Raw genomic sequence first — 25,417 nt, 5'->3', positions numbered from 1 at the left:
AAAAACCAGGCTATCTTAAGCCTGGACAGACTGATGACAAAGCAGGCAAAAAAAGCCTGCTTTTTTTTAATAAAATCATCTGAATTACAGAAAAAAAGGGTAAAAATAAACTAAGGAAGTAGGTGTGACATGCTATCAAAAAATAACAATAGAAAAACAAATCAAGTACAACTAATTTCAGTAGAACAACTTGTACCTAAAAATCACATATTAAGAAAAATAGACAAATACATAGACTTTAGCTTCATCTATGAATTAGTAGAAGATAAATACTCACTAGACAACGGAAGACCAAGCATAGATCCAGTAGTATTAATAAAAATACTATTCATAGAGTATCTATTCAACATAAAAAGTATGAGACAAACAATAAAAGAAATAGAAGTAAACATAGCATATAGATGGTTTTTAGGACTGGACTTTTATGATAAAGTTCCTCACTTCACAACATTTAGCCAAAACTACAGAAGAAGATTTAAAGATACAAACATATTTGAAGAAATATTTCAAAACATCTTAAGCCAAGCAATGAACAAAGGATTCGTAGATGAGAAAATACAATTCGTAGACTCAACACATGTAAAAGCCCATGCAAATAGACATAAAAACAAAAAAGAAGAAATCAAAAAAGCAGCAAAAGCATACCAAGAAGAATTAGACAAAGAAATAGAAGAAGATAGAAAAGAACATGGGAAAAAACCACTAAAAGAAAAAAATAAAAAAGAAGAAACAAAAGAAATAACAGTCTCAACAACAGACCCAGAAAGTGGACTCTTTCATAAAGGAGAGCACAAAGAAGTCTTTGCCTATTGTGTAGAAACATCAGTAGACAAAAATGGTTGGATCTTAGGACATAAAACATTCCCAGGAAATCTCCATGACAGCACAACCCTAATACCCTTTTATGAAGAAAAACTAAAAAAATACAAACCAGAAAAAATAGTAATGGATGCAGGATATAAAACACCAGCCATAGCAAAAAAACTACTAGAAGACGAAATACAACCAGTATTTCCCTACACAGCACCAAAAAGAAAACCAAAAATAGAAAACCCCTACTACAAAAGAGAATTCATATATGATGAGTACTATGACTGTTACCTATGCCCAGAAAATCAAATACTAGAATACACGACAACAAATAGAGAGGGATATAGAGAGTACAAAAGCAATAAAGAACAATGTAAAAAATGCCCTAACCTCAAAAGATGCACACAGAGTAAAAACAATCAAAAAGTAATCACAAGACACATTTGGCAAAAATACATAGATGAAACAGAAGAATATAGATACACAGAAAAAGGAAAAGAAGAATACAAAAGAAGAAAAGAAACAGTAGAAAGACAATTTGGAAGTGCAAAAGAATTCCATGGATTTAGATACACAAACATGATTGGACTAGCAAAGATGGAAATGAAAGCTGCACTTACATTTGAGTGCATAAATATGAAAAAATTAGCAATACTACTATATAAATTGGATCCTAATAAGGATTTAACTTTGGATAAATTAAAGATTTTTTTAGTAAATATATTAAGAATGCAACAAACCCAGAAATTATTTCTGGGTTTGTCTACAATCTGACCAGGCTATCTTAAGCCTGGATTTTTTATATTATTAATTTTTAACTTTTTCTTTATTCCTTCCAGGCACCTTATCGAAAATACCTGTCACCATTAATACTACTGCCCCATCTGTTGTAACGTTACAAGCTGTACCGAAGCTATCTTGTAAGGCAAATATTGAAAGCATAAGAGCTGTTCCTGTATCGTTAAATCCTAACACTGATGTAATTAGTCCTAGAGATGCAACTACTGTTCCACCTGGCACTCCTGGTGCTGCTATGGCAAATATTCCAAGTAAAAGAATAAATACAATCATATTTGCTGTCTCAGGAAGCTGACCTGTTAAAATTTGAGAAACTGTCATTACGAAAAATACTTCTGTCAAAACTGATCCACAAAGATGGGTGTTGGAACATAATGGAATTCCAAAGTCCCTAATCTTAGGATCAAGAGTTGTGGATTTTCTCGCACATTCAATAGCAACTGGAAGTGTTGCTGCAGAGGACATTGTTCCTACTGCTGTTAAGTAAGCTGGCACATAGTGTTTAAAAACTTCTTTAGGGTTTGTTTTTGAAATTAGTCCTGCAAGAGAGTACATAACTGTCATCCAAATAAAGTGTCCAACTATTACAATTAAGATAATCTTTAAAAAGATTGGTAATTCTGAAATAATTACACCCTCATAGGATAATACTGCAAAAGTAGTAGCAATATATAGTGGAAGAATTTTTATTACCACATTATTTACAATAGATAAGACAATCTTATTTAATTCAATAAGCATTTTCTCCCAAGTTTCAGAATTAGTCACTATAACTGCTATACCAAATAAGATTGACGTAACTAGAGCTGTCATAACAGGCATAATCGGATCAATTGATAATTTAAATATGGACTCCGGTACTACATTACCTCCCCCCACATTTGGAGCTATGTTAAGCTTAGGTATAATTGCTTTTCCTGCCAAGAATGACATTGTAGCAGCTCCAACTGTTGATGCGTAACAAATAATAAGTGTCACGCTTAAAATTTTACCTGCACTTTCTTTTAATGAAACAATGGCAGGTGTTATAAATCCTAAAATAATTAAGGGAACTATGTAGCCTATTAAGTCGCCTATAATTCTTTTTATAGAATCAATTGCAACAATTGCACTCTCATTAGAAAAGCTGCCAACAAGAATACCAATAATTATTCCAAGTATTAGCTTAAAAACTAATGAATTAAAAAAATTATTTTTTTCATTTTGCCTCCTCTTAAATTTTATTTTGAAGTTTAACCTCAATACTTTATATATTATTGTACCATTCTATTGTAGTAATTCTACTAATTTTTTTGTTAATATAATAAATTTTAAAGTATATAATATTATTAGTTTTAAATAATTCATCATATTTTTTGTAGACTATAAACTCCCTTATCTATGGACTTTTTTAATTGCTTATTTTTAAGTTCATATCTTTTTCCTTATATTTTTTTAAAAATAAGATTAAATTTAATTTATTTGGTTATAAATAGATTAAAGAGAGATTCACTAGTTGATGTTTTTCTTGTTAAAGGAGGAATTAGGTTGAAGAGATGGCGTAAATGGATTGATGCAATTTTTTCTATCGCCTTATTCTTATCCTTATTTTGCACGTATTTTTTATTATACGATTATGGCAAAATAACGGCACAGTTAGGAGAATTTTATAGACAAGAATGGTTTTTCTATTTCCTAACTACTGTATCAGCAATAGCCGGATTATTTGCCCTATTTACTTTAATTAGGGTTATAGTCCTTCCTTCCCTCAACTCCTATGTTGTAGACAAGGATGAAAACGGCGAAATGCTTATCACTTCTAAGGCAGTCGAAAATAACATTTTAACAACTGTTGATAATTATAATGAAGTGAAAAAGTCAGATGTTGATGTAAGAGTAAATAATGGTAGTAAACATGAAATCAGCGCAAAAGTAACTTGCGGAGTAAGAGAAGGCATTGATTTAAGTCTCTTAGGCAAACAAATCAAAAGAGATGTGTCTTCTAACTTAGAAGATCTTACTGGTTATTCAGTAACAAAGGTAGATGTAGAATTCTACAATATCAAAGAAGATTCTGGTAAAAGAGTTGTTTAGGGGGCTCATATGAGAAATAATTATGGAAATTTTCCGGATTATCAAAATAATTATGAGAACTCTAGAAAAGACCAAGATGATCAAAGAATTATTTTTGTTGAAAAGAAAAAGGACAGAGATATTTCTATATTAAAAGAAAAATTTAGAAATTATACAAGTCTTCATTGGAATGAATTCAAGTATACCCTACTTGGCTTAATCATTGCAGTATTATTTTTAACAATAGGTTTTTTCAGAACACTTTTGATTATGATTCTATTTTTCATAGGAAATTCCTATGGTAAATTTAAAGATGGTGATCCTAGAATTTTATTTTGGTTAGAGAAAATGTTTAGAAAGTATTAAATAAGTATTAATTTAAAAGGAGAGATTTATAATGGCATCAGAAGCAAAATATAACGAATTAGCAGGCGTAAACAAGAAAGAACAAGAAAAGAGAGAAAAAGCTCAAAAAAGAGAAGAATTTAAAGAAAACCTTCAAGAAGATTTCAGAGAAGCTCAAGATAATGTAAAAGATGCAGCTGAAAAAGAAGAAAAACACGAATCTAAACTAACTTTTGAAGATTCAGTTATCGAAAAAATTGCTGCAATTGCATGTCACGAAGTTCCAGGAGTTCTTGATATGAAGGGTGGTTTCTTCTCAGGTATCTCTGAACAATTTGGTGGATACAACCTAACAAAAGGTATTTCTGCTGATGTTGGAGAAGAAGAAGCTGCAATTGACGCATCAATTATATTAGAATACGGACATTCAGCACCAAAGGTATTTGAAGAACTTAAGAGAAATATTTCTCAATCAGTTGGACAAATGACTGGTTTAAAGGTTGTTGAAGTTAACGTTCGTGTTGATGACGTTATGACAAGAAAAGAATTTCAACTTAAAAACAGAGACGAAAGAAACGATGGACAAGGTTACAACCAAGGACCATCTCTAAGATAATAGTTTAAAGTTTTTAAGAAGCTCGATTTTGTCGGGCTTCTTTTTATTTGTAAGTATTTAATAAGAATATGAAAGGAGAACTATGCACTATACAGGAGAAGTTTATAGACCACCCCTAGAGGCTTACACACCTCTTTTAGAGGTAACATATGGATGTTCCCATAATGATTGTGTTTTCTGTACCATGTATAACAACACACCCTTTGGTATATCTCCCCTAAAAGATATAGAAGAGGACATTATTGAACTTGCAAGCTCGCCATCAAGGGCCTATAGGCCTATGGAAAGGATTTATCTTTTAAATGGTGATCCCTTTGTTTTAAAGACGGAAAGACTTTTGGAAATTTCTGACTTAATAAAAAGATATATACCAGAAGTAAAAACTATTACAGCTTACTGCTCTTTTTATAATTTAGAAAATAAATCAGCTGAGGATATGAAAAAATTAAAAGAAGCAGGCTATAAGGAGCTTTGGTTTGGTGTAGAGACAGGAAATCCTGAAATACTAAAATTTTTAAACAAGGGAACAGACATTGAGGGATATTATAGGGGACTAGATAAGATGAAGGCTACTGATATGGATTACCATGCAATAATAATGCAAGGTGTTGGTGGAAAAGGCAAATCTAGAGAAAATGCAATTGAGACTGCAAAAATTCTAAATTACTATCCACCAAAGGGCGTATATGTAATGAGCACGTCAGTTATAGAACCCTCCCCTCTTTATTATATGAGAGAAAAGGGAGAATTTGTGGAAACTACAAATAGAGAAAATCTAGGAGAACAAATTTGTCTTTTAGAAAATCTAGATTTACCAAATAAGACCCTATATTCCTCTGGACATATGGTTAACATGATAAATGTCACAGGCTATATGGAAGATAAAGAAGAAATGACAAATAAAATAAAACACGCTCTTGAAACTATTGATCCAAAAATTTTAGATATGACAAATCAAAAAATTGCAAGATAACTCCTATTTATTGGGAGTTATTTTTTTGTCCTTAAAAACCTGCTAAGAAAAATAGTGTAAGATATAAATTACTTCTTTTCTTACACTATTTTTTCTACTAAAAAAGAGCCCTGAGGCTCTCAATTTAAAATTTAATTATAATACACGTGTTGCATTTACATATCTATCTTGGTAGTATTCTTCACTTAAAGAAGAAGTCATAACCTTTCCTTGTCCTGATGAAGCGTGGATAAATTTGCCATCTCCTACGTAAATACCAACGTGACTAACTCCGTTACCTGTTGTATTAAAGAAGACTAAATCCCCTTCTTGTAAGTCAGATTTTGAAACTTGTTGTCCAAAAGTAGATTGAGTTCTAGAAGATCTTGGGATTGAGATACCAAGCTCATCATTGTAAATTGAATAAACAAGACCTGAACAGTCAAATCCAGCTTTACCAGTATCTCCATAAACATATGTAGATCCAAGTTTATCTTCTGCAGAAGAGATTACTTTTGCAGCTATTGAGACATTTGGTCCTGGTGCTTTTTTTGCTTCAAAATTAACTTTTATAACATTTTTATTTTTTATTGCTTCTTGAATTTCTTTTTCATCATTAGAAATTACTGAATCAGAATTATTTTCTTCTTCTTTTTCTATCTTGATTCCAGAAACTATGTCTAAATCTTTAGCTGGAACATTGTAGTTTGTACCCTTGTCTTCGATAACAAAAAGTCCATCAGCAAAGTCAACAACATTAACAACTTGTTTTTTGTTTAAGTTTAATTTCTTGCCATTGTCACTTGTTGCAACAGTTTTATTTTTAACTTCAACATTTGTTACATTGTTTCTCTTGTCAGCAACCTTTTTAAGTGCTTTAATATCAACATTACCAACAGTTCCATCGTTGCATTTAATCTTAGCTTTGTCATTATTAGTAGAAACACCTATTGCATATTCATCAACAAATAAACTTCTAATAATTTTTCCATTATCATCTAAGATTGGACTAGCCTTAACAACCTTATATGTAGGAACATTTACTTCTGTGAGTAAAATTTTATCTTGTGGGATTGTAACCTTAGCTTTGCCCTTTTGAACAAAGTAGTCATTACCCTTTCTTTCTAAGACTTCAACTTTTTCTCCTATAGAAAAGTCGATTTCATTACCACTATATGCTTTTTGTACATGTTCGTTAATAAATACTCCCGTATCTTTCATGCCCACTATGGAAACTGCGCATAGTGCAAATAGGCCTAGTGGCAATTTATTTTTAAAGGAAAACAATACTAACAACTCCTATACCTTGTATTTTAAAATTAATTATATGCGTACTCTTTTCATTACTCATTAAGTATAGCAAAATAATTACAAAAAAACAACAAAAAGTTACAAAATTGTTAAAAATAATTTAACTTTTTTGTAACTTTTTGCATAGTCTTATATTTAAGCGTATGTAGTAAGCAAATCTATAAGCCGCGTTCTGTTTTGTCAACTATCAATCTTGGATTATAGTTGCCTATAATCTCTAGCAACCTACCTACCGGCAGATGCGAGCAGCATCTGTTATTCCTATTTGGTTTTGCTCCGAATGGGGTTTACATAGCATCATTATCACTAATGACCTGGTGAGCTCTTACCTCGCCTTTCCAACCTTACCCAGATGGGCGGTATATTTCTGTTGCACTAGCCTTGGGGTCACCCCCACTGGCCGTTAGCCAGCATCCTTGCTCTGTGGAGCGCGGACTTTCCTCACATATGTGCAGTTGACCAATTTACTTACCAGATAATTTTACCACTGAATCACTCAAATATCAAGCTCAAAGCTTGATTCCTCTTGAATATAAAAGTCTAAATCTTTAAAATTTTCTTGGAGTCTGTTTTTAATTTTAGGAAGAATAATTCTTTCAGAATAAAAGTGTCCAACATCAACTAGAATCAAGTCTTCCTCATAGGCTCTTTGACCATCGTGATACTTTATATCTGATGTGATGTAGGCCTCTGCTCCTGCCTCTTTAGCTTCTTTAATGAAATCCGATCCACTTCCACCAAGTATGGTAACTTTTTTTATTTTATTCTTTTCTTGCCCATAATATTTTATTTTATTAACTTGTAATTTATTTTTTAAAAATTTATCTAAGTCTTCAAGGGATAGTTCTCTTTCAAACTCTCCTATAAGTCCCATGGGCTTTTCTTCTTCATAAGTTAATACTTCCTTATTTTTTAAATTTAATTTTTCAAATAAAGTATCATTAACTCCATCTTCTGCAATATCCATCGAAGTATGATAAGAAAAAACTGAAATATTGTTTTTTATTAATTTTATTATGTTATCTCCTAGATAGGTCCCTTCAATTATATTTTTTGAACCAGAAAAAAACATAGGATGGTGACTTATAATGAGTTTTGCGTCCATTTCTATGGCCTTATCTATAACTTTATCAGTTACATCCATAGCAAGGACTACAGAGCCTGTATCCCCTTTAAATTCAACTTGACTCCCAGAGTTATCCCAGGAAAGTTGGTATTCATCTTTTGCCCATCTTTCCATAAAATTTTTAATTTCTTCAATTTGATATTTCATCTATTGCCTCCTCAACCAAGCTTAACAAGTTGTTTAACTCCTCACTTCTTTTCTTGGACCTTGTGCTATTGGGGTCAAAACTAGAAACAATAGACTTGAGATAAGTTTTCTTTTCCTCAAGATATGAAAGATATGTTTTATCTTTCTTCTCAATTAATTTTTTAGAAAAATAAAAGTCTTCTTCTTTTAAACCCTTATCAATTTTATTTGAAAATTTAGCAAGAATAATTTCAAAGTATCTTTCATCTTCATAAATTATTTCTTCATCAAATATCTCAAATCCCATATTATTTAACTCACGACGAAGGATATTTGTCTTTTGCATTGGCTGTAAGATTAATTTTTTTGACGACTTTGCTATTTCAATAGAGTTAGCAATTATTTCTGCAATTTGAATTCCTCCAAGACCTGCAATAATAATATTGTCACGGTTTTCATCTACAATACCATTTGCCAAAATATTCCTAACAAATTTTTCATTTCCCAATTCTCTTGTTAATTCTATAGATTTTTCAAGAGAATTTTTTGAAATGTCTGTTGCTATAATGTCACTTGAGATTTTATTTTCGCACAAAAAATTGGGCACATATCCATGATCTGTGCCCACATCAATTACCGAAGCCCCAAAATCTACAAGTTCTGCAATTTTATTAAGCCTCTTTGATAATTTTATCATTCTAAATAATCCTTTAACTTCTTTGATCTAGATGGATGACGAAGCTTTCTAAGTGCCTTCGCCTCAATTTGTCTAATTCTTTCACGAGTAACATCAAATTCTTTTCCTACTTCTTCTAGAGTTCTAGCCCTTCCATCATCAAGTCCAAATCTAAGAGTTAGAACTTTCTTTTCTCTTTCAGTTAGGGTTTCAAGAACTGTGTTAAGTTGTTCCTTTAATAGTGTAAAGGTAGCTGCATCTTGTGGAGAAAGAATTTCATCATCAGGTATAAAGTCTCCTAGATGTGAGTCTTCTTCTTCACCTATTGGAGTTTCAAGTGACACTGGTTCTTGAGCAATTTTTTGAATTTCACGAACTCTTTCTACATCTAAATTCATTTCTTGTGCAATTTCTTCTGGAAGTGGATCACGTCCTAAGTCTTGAACAAGTTGTCTTTGAACTCTAACGAGCTTATTAATGGTCTCAACCATATGAACTGGAATTCTAATTGTTCTTGCTTGGTCTGCAATAGCCCTTGTTATAGCTTGTCTGATCCACCAAGTTGCATAAGTAGAAAACTTAAATCCCTTAGTATAGTCGAACTTATCTACCGCCTTCATAAGTCCAAGATTACCTTCTTGAATTAAGTCCAGGAAGCTCATTCCCCTACCCACATATCTTTTTGCAATAGATACAACAAGTCTTAGATTGGCTTCAGCAAGTTCTTTTTTTGCAAACTCGTCTCCTGCTTCCATTCTCTTTGCAATCTCTACTTCTTCTTCAGCAGTTAATAGAGAAATTTTACCAATTTCCTTTAGATACATCCTAACAGGGTCATCAACTGTGACTCCCTTTGGAACTGATAAGTCCTCTTTAGTAACATCTACTTCGTCTTCATCATCTTTTGAATCTTTTTTATCAACTAGATTTATTCCTTCTTTTTCAAAGACTTTGTATAGATCATCTATATCGTCAGAATCAATTTCAAATTTTTCGAAGGCATCACCTATTTCTTCATAGGTAAGTTTTCCATCTTTTTTCCCTTCTTTTATAAGTTTACTTTTAATCTCTTCAATTGATTCTTTATTTTTTATATTTTCACTCATAATTGCCCTCCTCTTTCAACTCGTTAAGCTTTAAATTAATTTCTTGTAATTCTTTTAAAGATTCGAGTAGAAGATTTTTATTTTCTTCCCCTTGAAGCTTTTCGATATTTTCGAGGATTTTGTGTTTTCTATCTTGGATATAATTTCGTTCTATGGTCTTTATTAATTCATCAACAATCTTGTCATCAACATGAATGTCACTAATAAGACTCATAATATTTTCTACAAATTCCTTATTTACAAGTTTATTGGACTCTAAAATTGATAGAAAATCTCTGATTTCCATCTCTTCTTCAAAGAGCCTAGGTATCTCTTCAAAAACAGCCCTTGTCATTGCATTTGTAAAATAAAAAACCTCAATTTTATTTTTTATATATTTGTAAATATCATTGTCTAGTAAAGAATAGGCTAATAATTCCTCTTGTGCTCTTGTCTTATTAGATTTCACAACATTTATATTTTTCTTTACCTTGACTTTTTCCCTCTTCGCTTCCTTAAGCTTATTTCTATTTAAATAATTTATATAATTTTCTATTGCTGTGTAGGAAATATTATATTTTGTCGAAAAGTCCTTTACAAAAATATCTCTCTCTATGGGATTTTTAATACTAGATAAGATTTTAGCTGATTCAATAGTAAAATTACTAAGTCCTTCGCTATCTTCTAGATTAAAATTTTCCTTGAGCTTTTTTATTTTAAATTCAATATAAGATATAGCTGATTTAATTTTCTTTTCAAAAGCTTCTAAGCCATACTTTTTAATAAAGTCGTCGGGATCAAGACCTCCCTCAAGTTCTATTATTTTTGGTTTAACTGAAGCTTGTAAAAATATATCTATAGCTCTTGAAGTTGCATTAATACCTGCATTGTCACTGTCATAGCAAATATATATATCTTTTGCCATTCTCTTAATAATATTAGCCTGGTCTATAGTTAGTGAAGTACCAAGGCTTGCTACACTATAATTTATACCACTATTGTATAAAGAAATAACATCCATATAGCCTTCTACTAGGATAATTCTTTCACGAGTGGACTCTCTTGATATAATATTTATGTTAAATACATTACTTCCCTTGTGAAAAATCGGAGTTTCCCTAGAGTTTAAGTATTTTGGTTTAGCGTCTCCAAAGGCTCTTGCTCCAAAACCTATTATTCTGTTATTTCTATTTATAATTGGAAACATGACCCTGTCGCGAAATCTATCTATATAGTTGCCGTTTTTGCTTTTTGAAATTAGATTTAGTTCTAAAAGTTCTTCTTCCTTGTAACCCATTTTTGTCAAATGATCATAAAGATCTGTCCAAGAATCTTTTGAATAACCTATACCATATGACCTTATAGTCTTATCACTTAGCATCCTATTCTTTAAATATAATTGCGCTTTTTGTGATGCCTGATAATTTTTTAAAAAATGAAGACCAGCTTCTCTATTAATTTCATAAAGCCTATTTCTCTTCTCACGAGCTTCTTTGTTTTCATCCTTATAAACTTCTAACCTAACGTTGTATTTGTCTGCTAAAAATTCTACGGCTTCAGGAAAGCTTAGATTCTCCCTTTTCATTATAAAGGTAATTACATCTCCCCCTACTCCACAACCAAAGCATTTGAAAATAGACTTTGATGGTGAAACAGAAAAAGAAGGAGTTTTTTCAGAATGAAAAGGGCAGAGTCCCATATAATTGGATCCTGACCTCTTAAGGTCCACATACTCTCCAATTAAATCAACAATATCTGCCCTATCTCTAATTTCGTCAAGAACATTATCATTTATTACGTACAATTAAATGCTCCATCCCTTCGGTATAAAAATATTTTTTAGTTGTTTCTTTGCATAGGTATCTGTCATACCTGCAATATAATCCGAAACTATATCTTCGTCACTATGACTTCTATCATTATATAGATTTAAGTGGTTTTCAGGAATTCTACTTAAGTCTTCCATATAAAATTTATAAAGTTCTGTTAAAAGTCTCTTGATTTTTACTTCTTCAGACTTAACCACTGAATCCATGTAGACATTTTTAAACATATATTGTCTTAGTTCCATTGTGGCCTCATAGACTTCATCTTCCATCTCGATAATTGGTTTACCATAAGACTTATCTATTAATCCATTTATCATTGTATTGATTCTTTGTGACGAAGAATTACCTAAAACTTTTGTCAACTCTTTAGGTAATGAGTCAGAGGAAATTATCCCTGCCCTAATGGCATCATCAATATCGTGATTTATATAAGCAATCCTATCAGCAAATTTTATTATTTTTCCCTCAAGAGTCTTGGCATTTCCACTCCCTGAGTGATTTAAAATTCCATTTCGAACTTCTTCAGTTAAATTTAAACCAATCCTAGTATCAGATCTTTCTAAAAAGTCCACAACTTTTAAAGACTGTTCACCATGAATAAAGCCAGTGGATTTTAATTCATTCAAAACAGCCTCTCCAGAATGACCAAAAGGAGTGTGCCCTAAGTCATGACCTAGGGCTATTGCTTCAACCAAATCTTCATTTAATCTAAGGGCTCTTGCTATAGTTCTGCCAATTTGACTGACTTCAAGTGTGTGAGTGAGTCTTGTCCTAAAATGATCTCCTTCAGGAGAAATAAAGACCTGGGTCTTGTGTTTTAATCTTCTAAAACTTTTTGAGTGGATAATCCTATCTCTATCCCTTTGAAAATCAGTCCTGAGATTACATTTTTCTTCTTCTTTATTCCTACCCAAACTAGAATCTGCAAAAGTTGCATATTCAAATAACATTATGTGCTCAAGTTTCTCTCTCTCAACTCGAAGGTTCATTTAATCACTTCCTAGATTCCATGTGGTTAATAATGATTTCAGCAGTTTCTTCTATTGCCTTATCTGAAACATCAATAACAAAACAGCCTAATTCTTCCATAACCTGTTTTGAATAGTTTAATTCTTCTCTGATCCTGTCATAATTAGCATACTTTGCTCCTGAAGTAAGTCCAAGAGACTTTAATCTTTGTTCTCTTACAGAGATAATTTTTTCTGGATTTGCAGTAAGCCCTATTATTTTGTCTACATCTTTTTCATAAACTTCTCTAGGGACAGGAACCTCTGGCACTAGTGGAATATTTGCAACCTTATAAAGTTTATTTGCAAGATACATAGAAAGGGGTGTCTTAGAAGTTCTTGAAATGCCAACTAGACATATATCAGCTTTCTTTGCACCACGAGGGTCCTTACCATCATCATACTTAACTGCGAACTCAACACATTCAACTTTTTTGAAATAATTTTCATCAAGTCTTCTAATTAGGCCTGGTTCTCTTAAAGGTTCATAACCTAGAATATCTTGAATTTGAAGAAGAGGCTCACCCATTACATCAACTGTGTGAAGATTTAATTCATGAGTTTTTTCTTCAATGAAGTCCCTTGTTTCCTTTACAACATTTGTATAAACTACAAGGCTGTTTTTAATTTCAGATGCCTTCTCAAGAACTGGTTTTATTTGCTCAATACTATTGTGATAAGGATACCTGATGATTTCATAATTTTCTTTTTCAAACTGTCTTGCAGATGACTTTGCAATTAATTCTCCAGTTTCTCCAATAGAATCTGAGATTACAAAAATAGTGAGTTGATTATCGTCTTTATTCATTTCTCCTCCTATATTATCTCTTGGTCGCAAACATCTACAAAAAGTCTAGTTACATTGGTTTTTGTAAATCTGCCCACAACTTCAAGATCCTTTTCATTTTTTCTTTTAACAACAGGAAGGGCATCAATTCCCTTTGTCACAATTAAGTTGGCAGCCTTATAAACACTGTCTTCTATATCTACATAAAAAATATTAGGCATCCTAGTCATAATTACGCTAATAGGAGTCTCCTTTATATCAGCATCCCCTATCATAAACCTAATTAGGTCCTTTCTCGACACAATCCCTGCAAGATACCCACCTTCTGTTACAAACATAGAAGACAAATCTTCCATAAAAAGATCTACAACTACATCATAAACAGAAGTCTTTTGATCACATGAAAAAGGAAGAGACATGTAATCTTTTAATCGTAAATTCTTGAGGTCATTAGAAATTTGAGAAAAAATAGATTTACCTGTATAAAAATAACCAAACTTTGGTCTTGCTCCTAATATATTTATCATAGTAAGAACAGAAAGGTCAGACCTAATTGTAGCCCTAGATAGTCCGAGAATTTCTGCAATGTCGTCGCCAGTAATAGGTCCCTTTTCTTTTACAATATCAATTATTTCAGTCTGCCTATCGCTGAATTTCATTTACTCACCGACCTATTCCACAATATTTTCGATTTTTAATATTTTTTGAATATTTTCCTCTATCCTATTGATTAGTCCAAGTCTATTTTCTCTTACTTTTTCGTCTTCATCCATTACCATTACATTGTCAAAGAATACATCTATTGCAGGAATTAGTTCATTTAACAAGTCCATAGCTTCTTTGTAATTTTCAGATGATATGGCTTCATTAAACTTATTATCAACTTCTACAAACTTATTGTATAAGTCTTTTTCCGCATCTTCTTTAAATAATTCTTCATTAATTTCTAATAGGTCAACATTCTTAGTTAAGTTGTTTATTCTATTGTATGCATCAACAAATTTGCTTCTATCTTCATTAAACCAGTCATTTAATTCATTTGCTTTGTCAAATATATTGTGGATTTCACTCTCAGGAATTAGGATAGAGTCAATTATATCGTATCTTATTCCTTCTTCTTGAAGCATTGTTTTTATTCTTCCAAAGAAAAAGTCTCTTACATTTTCAATAACTTCTTCGTGGTTAAATGTTAATCCAAGGTCATTAATGTATTCGTATAAACTTGCTTCTACAGCTTCATTTAAGTCAAATTTCCAAGAATTATTTCTAATAATATTTATTACACCTATTGCAGACCTTCTTAATGCAAAGGGGTCTGTAGAACCAGTAGGAATTTCTCCAATTGCAAATAGACCTGCAATTGTATCAATTTTATCTGCAAGAGAAAAGATTGATCCTACACTAGATTTTGGAAGAGCGTCCCCTGCAAATTTAGGAAGATATTGTTCTCTAATTGCAGTAGCAACAATATCCTTTTCGCATGATTTTAGGGCGTAAATTTCTCCAATAACACCTTGAAGCTCTGTAAATTCAATTACCATTTTTGTAGTTAAATCAGCCTTAGATAAGTGTGCCACTCTTTCTATTGCGTCAATTGCTTCATCTGCAAAAGATAGAGATTCTGCAATTTTCTTTGCAACAACTCCATCCCTTTTTTCTTTTTCAAGCATTGTTCCAAGCTTATCATGGAATAAAACTCCGCCTAGATTTTCTACATAATCTTCAAGTGGCTTAGAGATGTCATCATCATAGAAGAATTTAGCATCTTCAAGTCTTGCTCCAAGTACTTTTTCATTTCCTGCAATTACTATATCTTCGTAATCTCTTGTACCATTTCTTACTGTAATAAAATATGGCAAAAGTTCTCCATCTTGAGAGTAAATAGGAGTAAATCTCAAGTGGTCAATCATTGTTGTAGTTACAACTTCCTTTGGAAGACTTAGGTACTTTTCTTTAATACTTCCTTTGATTGGACTTGGGTATTCAACAATGTAGGTAAGTTCTTCTAATAAATCTTCATTTTCGTGAATTTCCCCACCAAGAGATTTTGCAATTTTTGTAGATTCATACTTTATGATTTCTCGTCTCTTGTTTTGATCTAAAATTACATAGTTGTCTTCTAGAAGTTTTTCATAATTTTCTACATTATCAATTTTAATTTCTGATGAACCTAAAAATCTATGTCCCTTAGTTGTATTTCCAACATGGATTCCTTCAAATTCAAATTCAACAACCTTGTCATTTAAAAGTGAAACAACCCATCTTATTGGTCTGGCAAATCTAATATTTTTACCACCCCAACGCATATTTTTAGGGAAGTTAATATCTTTAATAAGGTCTGGTATTATATCCTTTAATATTTCTGCAGATTCTTTTCCAATTGAAGAAATGTGGGCAAATACATAATCTGTACCCTTTACTTCTTTAATTACAATATCATCTTCAGTGATTTTTTGAGATTTCATAAATCCTAAAAGAGGTTTAGTAGGATTTTTCTCATCGTCATAGGCAATTTTTACAGCAGGTCCCTTTACTTCTTTTGTAATGTCCTTTTGTTTTTCATCTAAGCCTTCGATAATTAGACTAAGTCTTCTTGGAGTTGCATAAACTTTCACATCTTCAAATCCAAGTTCATTTTCAACTAATAGTTTTTGAGATTTTTCTTCAAGTTGTTCTATTGCCATGTTGACAAATCTTGATGGCAACTCTTCAACTCCAATTTCAAGTAAGTATTTATTCATCTATTTCACCTCTGTTTATAAGGGGATAGTTCATTTCTTCTCTGTGCTTTAAGTGTGTCTTTGCTACAATTCTTGCAAGATTTCTAACTCTTTGAATATAGCTTGTTCTTTCAGAAACAGAAAGAGCTCCTCTAGCGTCTAATAAGTTAAATGCGTGAGAACACTTAAGAGTGTAGTCATAAGCATCTATAACAATGTCTTCTTCAATAGTTCTTTGAGCTTCAGCTTCATACATATCAAAAAGTTTTCTAAGCATATCAACATCAGCTGTTTCGAAGGCATACTTGGAGTGTTCAAATTCGTTTTTCTTAAATACTTCTCCATAAGTAATGTTTTCGTTATATTGGATGTCATAAACTGACTCAACATTTTGAAGATACATAGCAATTCTTTCAAGTCCATAAGTTAATTCAGCACTTTCAAGATCAAGGTTGACTCCACCTACTTGTTGGAAATAAGTAAACTGAGTTACTTCCATGCCATCAAGCCAAACTTCCCAACCAAGACCCCATGCACCAAGTGTAGGAGATTCCCAGTTATCTTCAACAAATCTAATGTCGTGTTTTTTTGGGTCAATTCCAATTGCAAAAAGAGAATCTAGGTAAAGTTGTTGGACATCCTCTGGAGATGGTTTTAAGATAACTTGCAGTTGGTGATGTTGGTATAGTCTATTTGGATTTTCCCCATATCTACCATCAGCAGGTCTTCTTGAAGGTTCAACGTAAACTACCTTCCATTCCTCAGGTCCAAGAGACCTTAAGAAAGTGTTTGGATTCATTGTTCCAGCACCTTTTTCAATATCGTAGGGTTGCATTATAATAGCTCCCTTTTCCTTCCAATAATTTTCCAATGTCATTATTAAATCTTGGAAATACATTTTTTCCTCCTTAATTAAACAGCTTGTCAGACTTAAAACTGCTTATATCTAAATTGTATTTTATATATTTTATTATAATATTATGCAGGTATTTTTTTCTGCTATTTTCGAAATCTTCTATATTTTCTAAATCTTCTAACTTTCCATATAAAATTGAATTTAAAAAGATCAAATCCCTTCTTGTCAGTGAATAAGAGTAAGGATCCTGAAAATCAATAATTCCTTCTCTTATGGAAAAGTAAGATTTTTCTTTTATATCAAGTTTAGGCCTGTAACCTATAAAGCTAAGATACTTAAGTTCAAAGGCCAAGGCAAGACCAATGGGATCTTTGGTGAAATTGAAAAATTTTAAGGTTTTTCTCAAAAGGTCAAAAGCCTTTTTATTGGCCTCACCATTTATTGAAGATTTATCTATAATTTCTAGTAATAAGGATGCATAAATTAAATTATCATAGTTTTCTCTTATTTTAAAATTTGATTCTAAAATTTTTGAATCACTAATATAAAAAAAACTTTGTCCCTTTTTTAATAGGTATTCATTTAGACCAAAAACTTGAGAAACACTTAAGTTTCTTGATCTTGGACTCATAGCTCCCTTGACCATAATGGAAATTTTTCCATACTCTTTGGTAAAAACCCTAATTATTTTAGAAGACTCACCGAATTCCATTTCGTTTAAGACAATTCCCAGGGTATAATTATTTGTCGTAACCAAATCTTTTTACCAAATTGTCTCTATCTCTCCAATTTTTCTCAACCTTAACCCAAATTTGAAGATTCACCTTGGCATCGAGAAGTCTTTCAGCTTCCTCTCTGGCTTCAGTCCCAATTCTTTTTAACATGGATCCACCTTTACCAATTAAAATCCCCTTGTGAGAATCTCTTTCAACGTAGATGTTTGCATCAATGTCATAGATGTTTTTGTCTTCTCTTTTTTTGAATTTTTCAATAGAGATTGCAAGACCATGAGGGACTTCTTCATTAAGGTACATTAAGCCCTTTTCCCTTATAATTTCTGCCACGATGAATCTCTCATTTTTGTCAGTAATCATATCTTCGGGATAATACATTGGTCCAGGCTTTAAATACTTTTTAAGGCTTTCTAGATAAATATCTACACCATCATTTTTCATTGCAGAAATAGGAATTATATCATCGAATATATCTTCTTCAGCATACATAGAAATTATTTCTAAGAGCTCTTCTTTTTTTATCGTGTCGACTTTATTTATTAAAAGAATAATAGGTAGTTTTCCCTTATATTCTTTTAGTAAATCTATAATTGACCTTTCTGCCTTACCTATTCTCTTAGAAGTGTCAACTATATAAGTGATAACATCTGAATCTTCAATTCCCTCTTTTGATTCAGTTAACATAAATTCGCCTAACTTATTTTTAGGCTTTTGAATGCCAGGCGTATCTAAAAATATTATTTGTGCTTCATCATCTGTGTGAATAAAGGTAATATTTTGTCTAGTAGTTTGCGGTTTTGAAGAAATAGCTGAAATCTTTTCTCCGATTATAGCATTTAATAATGTTGACTTACCAACATTTGGCCTACCAATTACTGATACATATCCTGATTTAAAATTATTTTCTGTCATTTTCATCTCCATCTAGATCTTCTGGACCAAAGGAATGTGGTAGTATATCCTCCATTCCAAAAATTTTATAGTCATCTGTAGAGTTAGCTATTATAATTTCAGGATTTCTAGAAAATTCACGAATAACTTGTCTACATACTCCACAAGGAAAAGTGTAGTCACTGTCCCCAACTATTGCTATCTTTTTTATCTCTCTTTTGCCTTCAGATACCGCTTTAAATATAGCAGTTCTTTCTGCACAATTAGTTGGAGAATAAGAAACTATTTCTATATTTCCACCAGAGTAAACTGATCCATCTTCCATCTCAACAGCACAACCCACATTAAAATGTGAGTAAGGCGTATATGTCATTTTATCTCTTGCATCAAGCGCAAGTTCAATTAATTCATTATATTCCATTTATCCTACCACCTTGAAAACAAATATTGCAACACAAACCCCAAGTATAGCTCCAACTACAACTTCAGATACCTTGTGTATCTTCCCTTCAACCCTACTTTCTGCAACTAGAAAGGCAAGCCCAAAGGAACAAAGTGTGATAAGTGAATTTTCCGCAATCATAGTTATTATTGTTGCTGCACAAAAAGAAATTGCAGAGTGACCACTTAGTCCGCCACCTTGAAAGTAAGTGCCACCACTTTTTTTCGCCATTAAAAGTTTAGCACCAACTGTCGCTATTATAATTATAAGTAGAGACACGAAGGCCAAGTGATTTGGCATATTTTTTATTTTAAATAAGAGCAGGTCGCCAAAGGATGCAAATTTGTCATAAAAAACTAGATAAGCAACAACAATAGCATTAAGAGCCGTAATTAAAACAGCGCCTGCCGAAACGTCCTTTACATACTTTGCAATAGGGTTGTATTCTTGAACTACTAAGTCAATAGTCCTCTCTATTGCTGTGTTGATCATTTCTGCAAATACTACTAGGGTTATGGCAAAGAGCATAAGTAGAAATTCTGTAGACGATATATCAAAAAAAAGTGACAGGATGATAATTCCAAGAGCAGCAAGGTAATGGAATTTCATATTCCTCTCTGTTCTTAAAACAGAGATAATACCCTGAACAGCATAGTTAAAAGATGAAATAAAACGTCCCTTTTTCATAAAATCACCTATAAATTTCAAGTTCCTTCATGGATAACTTTTCTCTTTCTCTCATTTTCTTTTTGTCTTCATCATCTATATGGTCATAGCCTAAAAGATGAAGGATACTGTGGACTGTCAAATATGATAATTCTCTCTCATGAGAATGACCAAGCTCTTCTGCTTGTTCCATAACTCTTCTTGTATTTATTATAACATCTCCAAGAATCCTCTTGTCTATAATAAATTCATCATCCATAGGAAACGACAATACATCAGTGGACCTATCAACTCCTCTGTAGTCCCTGTTGAGGTCTCTTATTTCTTCATCACCAACAAAGGAAACTGAAACTTCAACCTCATCATCAATTTCTTCAACTTTTAATACAGAAGCTATGGATTTTTCAACTAGAGATTTTATTTTTTCTGTTATTTCAATATCATCTTGCCTGTCGTCATAGTAAACTTCCATTATTTACTCCAATTCTTTGACTTTTTAGCTTCAATTACCTTTTTGCTCTTATCATTTGTCTTTTCATATTTTTCATAAGCATCAATAATTCTTTGAACTAGAGCATGACGAACTATATCATTTTTATTTAGATAAGTTATTCCTATACCCTTAACTCCAGCAAGAATTTTTAGTACGGTTTTTAATCCAGATTGCTTGCCACTTGGCAAATCAATTTGTGTAACGTCACCAGTTACAATTGCCTTAGACCCGTATCCAAGCCTTGTTAAGAACATCTTCATCTGCTCATTTGTAGTGTTTTGTGCCTCATCTAGGATTACAAAAGCTGAATCCAGGGTCCTACCCCTCATATAAGCAAGGGGTGCAACTTCAATTAATCCTTTTTCAAATAAATTGTTATATGTGTCGTGTCCAAGTATTTCAAAGAGGGCATCATAAAGTGGTCTCAAGTAAGGATCAACCTTATTTTGCAAATCTCCTGGCAAGAAGCCTAGGTTCTCTCCAGCTTCAACAGCAGGTCTTGTAAGTATTATTCTATTGACTTCCTTTGCTTTAAAAGCACGAACTGCTGCAGCCATAGCAAGATAAGTCTTACCTGTACCAGCAGGCCCAATTCCAAAAACAATGTCGTTGTTATTTATATTGTCAATATATCTCTTTTGCCCTAGAGTCTTTGCCCTTATTGGCTTGCCCATAGATGTATATACAAGAGTGTCTTTTAAAAGTTCAGAGACAGGTCTCTTTTCATTGTTTTTTATAAGTGAAATAGCATATCTTACATCAGATAGGCTCAAGCTATTTTGTTTCCTAGCAGTCTCAACTAAGTTTGTTAATAGTATTACTCCATCTTCAACTGCATCTTCTTCACCACTTACAAAAATTTTATCTGCCCTAGATTTTATATTAAGAGCAAGTTCTTTCTCTATAAGATTAATATTTTCATCTAACTTTCCAAATACAATTGACATTAAATTTATATCATTAATTTCAATGGATTTTTCCATTTTTGCCAAAAATATACCCCCTTAAACATGACTTTAATAATATCATAAAAAGGCCTACTTTTCCATATATTATGGAAAGCAAGCCTTGATTTATCTTAGACTTAAAGGTTTATCAAAAATTTCTTTATATATTTGAATTTTAGGTAAATCATCTTCATCAAAGTTTAGAAAATCCCCAGTTGAAACTTGATCCTCTTCATCTTCATAAATCACCCTGTCAGATTCACATTCTTTTATGAATTCACTGTCAAAAATTTTATCAGGCATCTTTTCAAGATTCATAGAACCCTCCAAGATTTCCTTATCAGGTTTAATTTTTGATTTCCTGGAATCTTCATCAAGGGAAGACTTTTTTTCTAAAATCTTTTCTTTTAATTCTCTTTGAGCATAAATAGGATCTTTATTGATTAATTTCTTATCCTTTTTTTCCTTAACTTTATTTTTAGATTTATCTTTTTCTTCATTGAAAATTTCTTTAAAACTTTTACCTAAGCTTTCTTTCTTGTCTTTACTTTTTTCTTTTTCTCTCTCTTTTTCCTTTTCTTCTTTGATTATTCTTTTTATTTCATCTATTAAACTTTCTGAATCTGATGATGTGTTTCCTCGAGAACCTTTAGAATTATTATTTCTTCTCTCATCCTCATAAAAATCTTCTGTAACCTTTTTCTTGCCCCTATTTAAAATAGTGATTAGGACTTTAAAGATTACAATAAAGATTATAGCTGGCATGAGAGAAATAATACCAATCAAAAGGCTAAAAACAGGTCCCATTATTTATTTTCCTTCTTGTGGTTTCTTTCAGGAATTTTAGAAATTGACTTTCTCATATCAGTATCAGAGTTTAAATTTTGCATTTTATAATAATCAAAGACTCCAAGTTTTCCGCTTTTTAGAGCTTCTGCCATGGCAATAGGAACTTGAGATTCTGCTTCAACTACCTTTGCCCTCATAGCTTCTACTTCAGCCTTCATTTCTTGTTCACGAGCAAGGGCCATAGCACGTCTTTCAGATGCCTTGGCTTCAGATATTCTCTTATCAGCTTCAGCTTGGTCAGTTTGTAATCTTGCACCAATATTTCTTGCTACGTCAACATCAGCAATATCAATCGATAAAATTTCATAAGCTGTACCTGAGTCAAGTCCCTTATCTAATACTACTCTTGAAATTGAATCAGGGTTTTCTAAAACTGACTTATAGCTTTGTGAGGAACCTACAGTTGTTACAATACCTTCACCAACTCTAGCAATAATAGTTTGTTCACCTGCACCACCAACTAGTCTTTCTATGTTGGCCCTAACAGTAACTTTAGCCTTAACTATAACTTCGATTCCATCTTGTGCAACAGCAGAAATATTTGGTGTTTCAATAACTTTTGGATTAACAGAAACTTGAACTGCTTCCAGAACATCTCTACCTGCAAGGTCAATTGCTGCTGCTCTTTCAAATTGAAGAGGTATATTGGCCCTTTGAGCAGCTATAAGAGCATCCACAAGGGTATTTACATTACCACCTGCAAGATAGTGAGCTTCAAGACTTGAAATTTCTAGATTAAGTCCAGCCTTAGTCGCCTTTATAGCTGGTCTAACAATTCTTGATGGCTTAACTCTTCTAAGTTTCATTCCTATAAGCTCTGATATCTTAATTTTAACACCAGAGAAAAATGCAGTTACCCAAAGCCCAACTGGTACAAAGGACAAGAACATAGAAACTACTATGATTATTACTGCAATTATAAATATACTTCCAATTGGATAATTAGACATAAATCCTCCTAATTCTTTTCGACGTAAACTATTGCGCCGCTAATTCTAACAACAACTACAGATTCATCTTTACCAATAAATCCAGCGTCTGACACTACTTCTATCTTCCTATCTCCAATTAGGGCAAATCCTGTTGGCCTAAGAGGAGTCTTAGTTATTAAAACATCACCTGGCGAAACTTCTTCAGTTTCTACGCTTAAATAACCTTCCTCACTAGAACTTTCTTTAAAAAGTCTGAGTTTATTTATTGCATCAGACTTAATACCTCTTTTAAAAAGTGCATAACCAAGGATTAAGGCTATGACTAGGGCTAATGCTAAAGAGAATAGGGCAAAATACAAGTCGCTCATAGATAGAACTAGTCCAGTAGAGACTGCGATAATTCCACTTACTCCAGCTACACCAAATCCAGGTATCATAATTTCAAAGGCTAATAAAAGTAGACCTACCACAAAAAGAGATATTTCAAAAAAGTTTGTATTGCCCATCTTAATTGAGCCCCAGAAAAAGGTAATGAAAGCAGCTATTGATAAGATCCCAGATATTCCAAAGCCTGGAGTCATTATTTCAAAGACAGCTGTGACAATTGCAATAATTAATAAGGCTGTAAAAACATAATCATTTGAAAAAATACTTTCTATAGATCTTCCACTTCCATCTTGTGCATAAACAAAATTTATTAATATCATTAAAATTGGGAGACTATAAAATATTTTATTTAGTTTTTTCAATTTAACCTCCTTCTCTATTTTTTATAATTTTACCCCAAATTTCTAACTTTTAAAATCTACTAGTTCTTTTATAAATTCATTTTATATTTTCTTTATTAATAAAAAACATTTTGTTTGTAAAAAATATATAAATTTTATTTTTATTTTTTATTATTAATCTATTGGGCTTTTCTTCTCATCTTCATATGCTTCTCTAATACAAGTATAATGTGTAGATTCTAATTTTTCATTAAAAACTGTTCTTTCTATTATGTTTTTTATTATCAAATCTAACTTTCCATCTTCCCTGTAGTCCGCTGGAGCAAAATATTTTATTCTCTTATCCTTAATCATTTTATAAACTTTATCCTTTGAATGTTTATGCTTAGGATCAAAAACTCCAATAGAATATCCTCCATAAGTATTAACAAGCTTCATACATGGAATATCAGTATCACTGTCTCCAATATATACAATATTTCTAAAGGGGACTCTTATTTCATCAGGAGGAAAAAAGTCATTAATGCCAGGATCATTAATATCCAAAGTGCCCTTTTGAATCCTAAATAAAAACTGAGTTTTATTGGTATAATTCACAACTTGTGCTGGCCACTCTGCCACACCCTCTTCATTGTAATAAAAGGAACTGGCATATATTTTTTCAAATTCACCCTTCTTGGCAATATCTGTTCCCTCTATCATTTCTTTAATTCCTGAAGAAATTATATAGTGCTCTACAATAACGCCTCTCTCAGCGCCGTATTCTCGTATGCGTTTAAACCAATCCTCAACACCTGGAAATAAATTAACCTCAGAACCATATTCTTCTAAAGTCTTCCTATCTAACTTATGATGGTCTATTGATTCTTTTACCATCATATACATGTAGGCTAGGTTTTCGTCCATATCATTATCTTCTGCCATACCATTAGACTTATTCCAAAATTCACTAACTTTATATTCCAAAGATTGAATGTATCCTTGAGCCTGCATCTCATTAGGTGTTAGTGTTTTATCAAAGTCATAGCATATAGCTATAACAGGTTTTTTTCCCTTATTTCTTCTTGAATAATTATCATTAAACATAAATACTCCTCTTGAAATTTTCAATTTCTTTAAAATATTATTTAATTTCAATATGTTAAATATAAAAATCTGTAAAAAAAAAACCCAGGGAAATTCCCCGAGTTTTAATTTAATAATTCTCTGGCAATAGCATTGACTTGCTTGCCATCTGCCTTGCCCTTAATTAATGGCATGACATTTTTCATTAATTTTCCAATATCCTTCATTGATGTTATTTCATTTTCGTCAATTACTTTTTGTATAATTCCTTTTAATTCTTCATCTGATAATTGCTCAGGTAAGTAATCAAGTAATATTTCAATTTCTTGGTTAGTATGTTCAACCAAGTCTTCTCTATTACCTTTTTTAAATTCTTCAATTGACGATTTCTTTTCTTTTAGCTGTTTTCCAATAATGTTTTCAACATCACTGTCAGTAAGCTCAACTCGTTCATCTACTTCTTTTTGTTTAATAGCTGCACGAACCATGGTGATAACATCTTTTCGAAGTTTATCTTTATTTTTCATAGCATCCTTTAGATCTGCCATGAGTCTCTCTTTTAGAGACATAAGAA

At 32.0% G+C, this 25,417-nt stretch carries 27 protein-coding genes and 1 other RNA gene; 5 read left to right on the top strand and 23 right to left on the bottom strand.

Annotated features, from left to right (window positions below; genetic code table 11):
- The first annotated feature begins 129 nt into the window (after window positions 1–129).
- Window positions 130–1,584: an IS1182 family transposase gene (locus tag I6I93_RS08275; protein ID WP_112890062.1), complete on the top strand. Its 1,455-nt coding sequence runs from the start codon at window positions 130–132 to the stop codon at window positions 1,582–1,584.
- 33 nt (window positions 1,585–1,617) lie between these two features.
- Here I6I93_RS08275 and I6I93_RS08270 read toward each other — a convergent pair whose 3' ends face one another.
- The gene (locus tag I6I93_RS08270; protein WP_236587178.1) at window positions 1,618–2,850 is read right to left on the bottom strand and encodes a dicarboxylate/amino acid:cation symporter; all 1,233 of its coding nucleotides are present in this window, start codon (window positions 2,848–2,850) and stop codon (window positions 1,618–1,620) included.
- 285 nt (window positions 2,851–3,135) lie between these two features.
- On the opposite strand from I6I93_RS08270, the gene amaP reads away from it, so the two are divergent.
- The 4 genes from amaP (at window position 3,136) to I6I93_RS08250 (ending at window position 5,594) form a co-directional block, all read left to right on the top strand.
- Window positions 3,136–3,681, top strand: coding sequence for an alkaline shock response membrane anchor protein AmaP (amaP, locus tag I6I93_RS08265; RefSeq protein WP_172605473.1), 546 nt, complete (start codon window positions 3,136–3,138; stop codon window positions 3,679–3,681).
- 9 nt (window positions 3,682–3,690) lie between these two features.
- The gene (locus tag I6I93_RS08260; protein WP_083315510.1) at window positions 3,691–4,026 is read left to right on the top strand and encodes a DUF2273 domain-containing protein; all 336 of its coding nucleotides are present in this window, start codon (window positions 3,691–3,693) and stop codon (window positions 4,024–4,026) included.
- A 31-nt stretch (window positions 4,027–4,057) separates the two neighbouring features.
- The gene (locus I6I93_RS08255; protein ID WP_112890151.1) at window positions 4,058–4,621 is read left to right on the top strand and encodes an Asp23/Gls24 family envelope stress response protein; all 564 of its coding nucleotides are present in this window, start codon (window positions 4,058–4,060) and stop codon (window positions 4,619–4,621) included.
- 82 nt (window positions 4,622–4,703) lie between these two features.
- A complete protein-coding gene (locus I6I93_RS08250; RefSeq protein ID WP_112890150.1) occupies window positions 4,704–5,594 on the top strand; it encodes a radical SAM protein in 891 nt (296 codons plus the stop codon).
- Between the two features lie 135 nt (window positions 5,595–5,729).
- Here the strand turns inward: I6I93_RS08250 and I6I93_RS08245 are convergent, their stop codons facing one another.
- The 22 genes from I6I93_RS08245 to I6I93_RS08140 form a co-directional block, all read right to left on the bottom strand.
- A complete protein-coding gene (locus tag I6I93_RS08245; RefSeq protein WP_112890149.1) occupies window positions 5,730–6,860 on the bottom strand; it encodes a C40 family peptidase in 1,131 nt (376 codons plus the stop codon).
- A 169-nt stretch (window positions 6,861–7,029) separates the two neighbouring features.
- Window positions 7,030–7,355, bottom strand: an RNA gene (gene rnpB, locus I6I93_RS08240) — RNase P RNA component class A.
- 25 nt (window positions 7,356–7,380) lie between these two features.
- A complete protein-coding gene (locus tag I6I93_RS08235; RefSeq protein ID WP_112890148.1) occupies window positions 7,381–8,157 on the bottom strand; it encodes a Nif3-like dinuclear metal center hexameric protein in 777 nt (258 codons plus the stop codon).
- Entirely contained in the window at window positions 8,141–8,833 is a 693-nt protein-coding gene (locus tag I6I93_RS08230) for a tRNA (adenine(22)-N(1))-methyltransferase (RefSeq protein ID WP_112890147.1), read from the bottom strand. The genes I6I93_RS08235 and I6I93_RS08230 overlap by 17 nt, the downstream gene beginning before the upstream one ends.
- Window positions 8,830–9,918 carry an RNA polymerase sigma factor RpoD gene (rpoD, locus tag I6I93_RS08225; protein ID WP_112890146.1) on the bottom strand — a complete coding sequence of 363 codons (1,089 nt, stop codon included), beginning with the start codon at window positions 9,916–9,918 and terminating at the stop codon, window positions 8,830–8,832. The genes I6I93_RS08230 and rpoD overlap by 4 nt, the downstream gene beginning before the upstream one ends.
- Entirely contained in the window at window positions 9,911–11,701 is a 1,791-nt protein-coding gene (gene dnaG, locus I6I93_RS08220) for a DNA primase (protein WP_112890145.1), read from the bottom strand. Before dnaG ends, rpoD begins: the two co-directional genes overlap by 8 nt.
- Complete coding sequence (locus tag I6I93_RS08215) at window positions 11,702–12,715, bottom strand: deoxyguanosinetriphosphate triphosphohydrolase (RefSeq protein ID WP_112890144.1); 1,014 nt, start codon at window positions 12,713–12,715, stop codon at window positions 11,702–11,704.
- Between the two features lie 4 nt (window positions 12,716–12,719).
- A complete protein-coding gene (locus I6I93_RS08210; RefSeq protein WP_112890143.1) occupies window positions 12,720–13,541 on the bottom strand; it encodes a pyruvate, water dikinase regulatory protein in 822 nt (273 codons plus the stop codon).
- Between the two features lie 8 nt (window positions 13,542–13,549).
- On the bottom strand, window positions 13,550–14,179 hold the full coding sequence (locus I6I93_RS08205; protein ID WP_070701023.1) for a CBS domain-containing protein: 630 nt from the start codon (window positions 14,177–14,179) through the stop codon (window positions 13,550–13,552).
- Window positions 14,180–14,191: 12 nt separating this feature from the next.
- Window positions 14,192–16,261, bottom strand: coding sequence for a glycine--tRNA ligase subunit beta (glyS, locus tag I6I93_RS08200; RefSeq protein ID WP_112890142.1), 2,070 nt, complete (start codon window positions 16,259–16,261; stop codon window positions 14,192–14,194).
- Complete coding sequence (locus I6I93_RS08195; protein ID WP_070701019.1) at window positions 16,254–17,138, bottom strand: glycine--tRNA ligase subunit alpha; 885 nt, start codon at window positions 17,136–17,138, stop codon at window positions 16,254–16,256. Before I6I93_RS08195 ends, glyS begins: the two co-directional genes overlap by 8 nt.
- A gap of 10 nt (window positions 17,139–17,148) precedes the next feature.
- Window positions 17,149–17,808, bottom strand: a complete 660-nt coding sequence (recO, locus tag I6I93_RS08190; protein ID WP_070701317.1) for a DNA repair protein RecO — start codon at window positions 17,806–17,808, stop codon at window positions 17,149–17,151.
- Between the two features lie 28 nt (window positions 17,809–17,836).
- Window positions 17,837–18,742: a GTPase Era gene (gene era, locus I6I93_RS08185; RefSeq protein WP_112890141.1), complete on the bottom strand. Its 906-nt coding sequence runs from the start codon at window positions 18,740–18,742 to the stop codon at window positions 17,837–17,839.
- The gene (locus I6I93_RS08180; protein WP_112890140.1) at window positions 18,729–19,142 is read right to left on the bottom strand and encodes a cytidine deaminase; all 414 of its coding nucleotides are present in this window, start codon (window positions 19,140–19,142) and stop codon (window positions 18,729–18,731) included. The genes era and I6I93_RS08180 overlap by 14 nt, the downstream gene beginning before the upstream one ends.
- On the bottom strand, window positions 19,143–19,850 hold the full coding sequence (locus I6I93_RS08175; RefSeq protein ID WP_112890139.1) for a diacylglycerol kinase: 708 nt from the start codon (window positions 19,848–19,850) through the stop codon (window positions 19,143–19,145). It abuts the gene before it with no gap.
- Between the two features lie 4 nt (window positions 19,851–19,854).
- Entirely contained in the window at window positions 19,855–20,301 is a 447-nt protein-coding gene (ybeY, locus tag I6I93_RS08170; RefSeq protein ID WP_112890138.1) for an rRNA maturation RNase YbeY, read from the bottom strand.
- Window positions 20,301–21,314, bottom strand: a complete 1,014-nt coding sequence (locus tag I6I93_RS08165; RefSeq protein WP_112890137.1) for a PhoH family protein — start codon at window positions 21,312–21,314, stop codon at window positions 20,301–20,303. The genes ybeY and I6I93_RS08165 overlap by 1 nt, the downstream gene beginning before the upstream one ends.
- 81 nt (window positions 21,315–21,395) lie before the next feature.
- Window positions 21,396–22,076: a hypothetical protein gene (locus I6I93_RS08160; protein ID WP_112890136.1), complete on the bottom strand. Its 681-nt coding sequence runs from the start codon at window positions 22,074–22,076 to the stop codon at window positions 21,396–21,398.
- Window positions 22,076–23,068, bottom strand: coding sequence for a flotillin-like protein FloA (floA, locus tag I6I93_RS08155; RefSeq protein WP_112890135.1), 993 nt, complete (start codon window positions 23,066–23,068; stop codon window positions 22,076–22,078). The genes I6I93_RS08160 and floA overlap by 1 nt, the downstream gene beginning before the upstream one ends.
- Before the next feature lie 8 nt (window positions 23,069–23,076).
- Entirely contained in the window at window positions 23,077–23,799 is a 723-nt protein-coding gene (locus I6I93_RS08150) for an NfeD family protein (protein WP_112890134.1), read from the bottom strand.
- A gap of 153 nt (window positions 23,800–23,952) precedes the next feature.
- Complete coding sequence (locus I6I93_RS08145) at window positions 23,953–24,864, bottom strand: HAD family hydrolase (RefSeq protein WP_112890133.1); 912 nt, start codon at window positions 24,862–24,864, stop codon at window positions 23,953–23,955.
- A 104-nt stretch (window positions 24,865–24,968) separates the two neighbouring features.
- Complete coding sequence (locus I6I93_RS08140; RefSeq protein WP_070701002.1) at window positions 24,969–25,412, bottom strand: GatB/YqeY domain-containing protein; 444 nt, start codon at window positions 25,410–25,412, stop codon at window positions 24,969–24,971.
- Window positions 25,413–25,417 lie beyond the last annotated feature (5 nt).

The sequence above is a fragment of the Peptoniphilus harei genome (genome assembly GCF_016726485.1).
GTDB classification, from domain to species: Bacteria; Bacillota; Clostridia; order Tissierellales; family Peptoniphilaceae; genus Peptoniphilus_A; species Peptoniphilus_A harei.
This window is presented reverse-complemented; position numbering and strand designations above follow the sequence as displayed.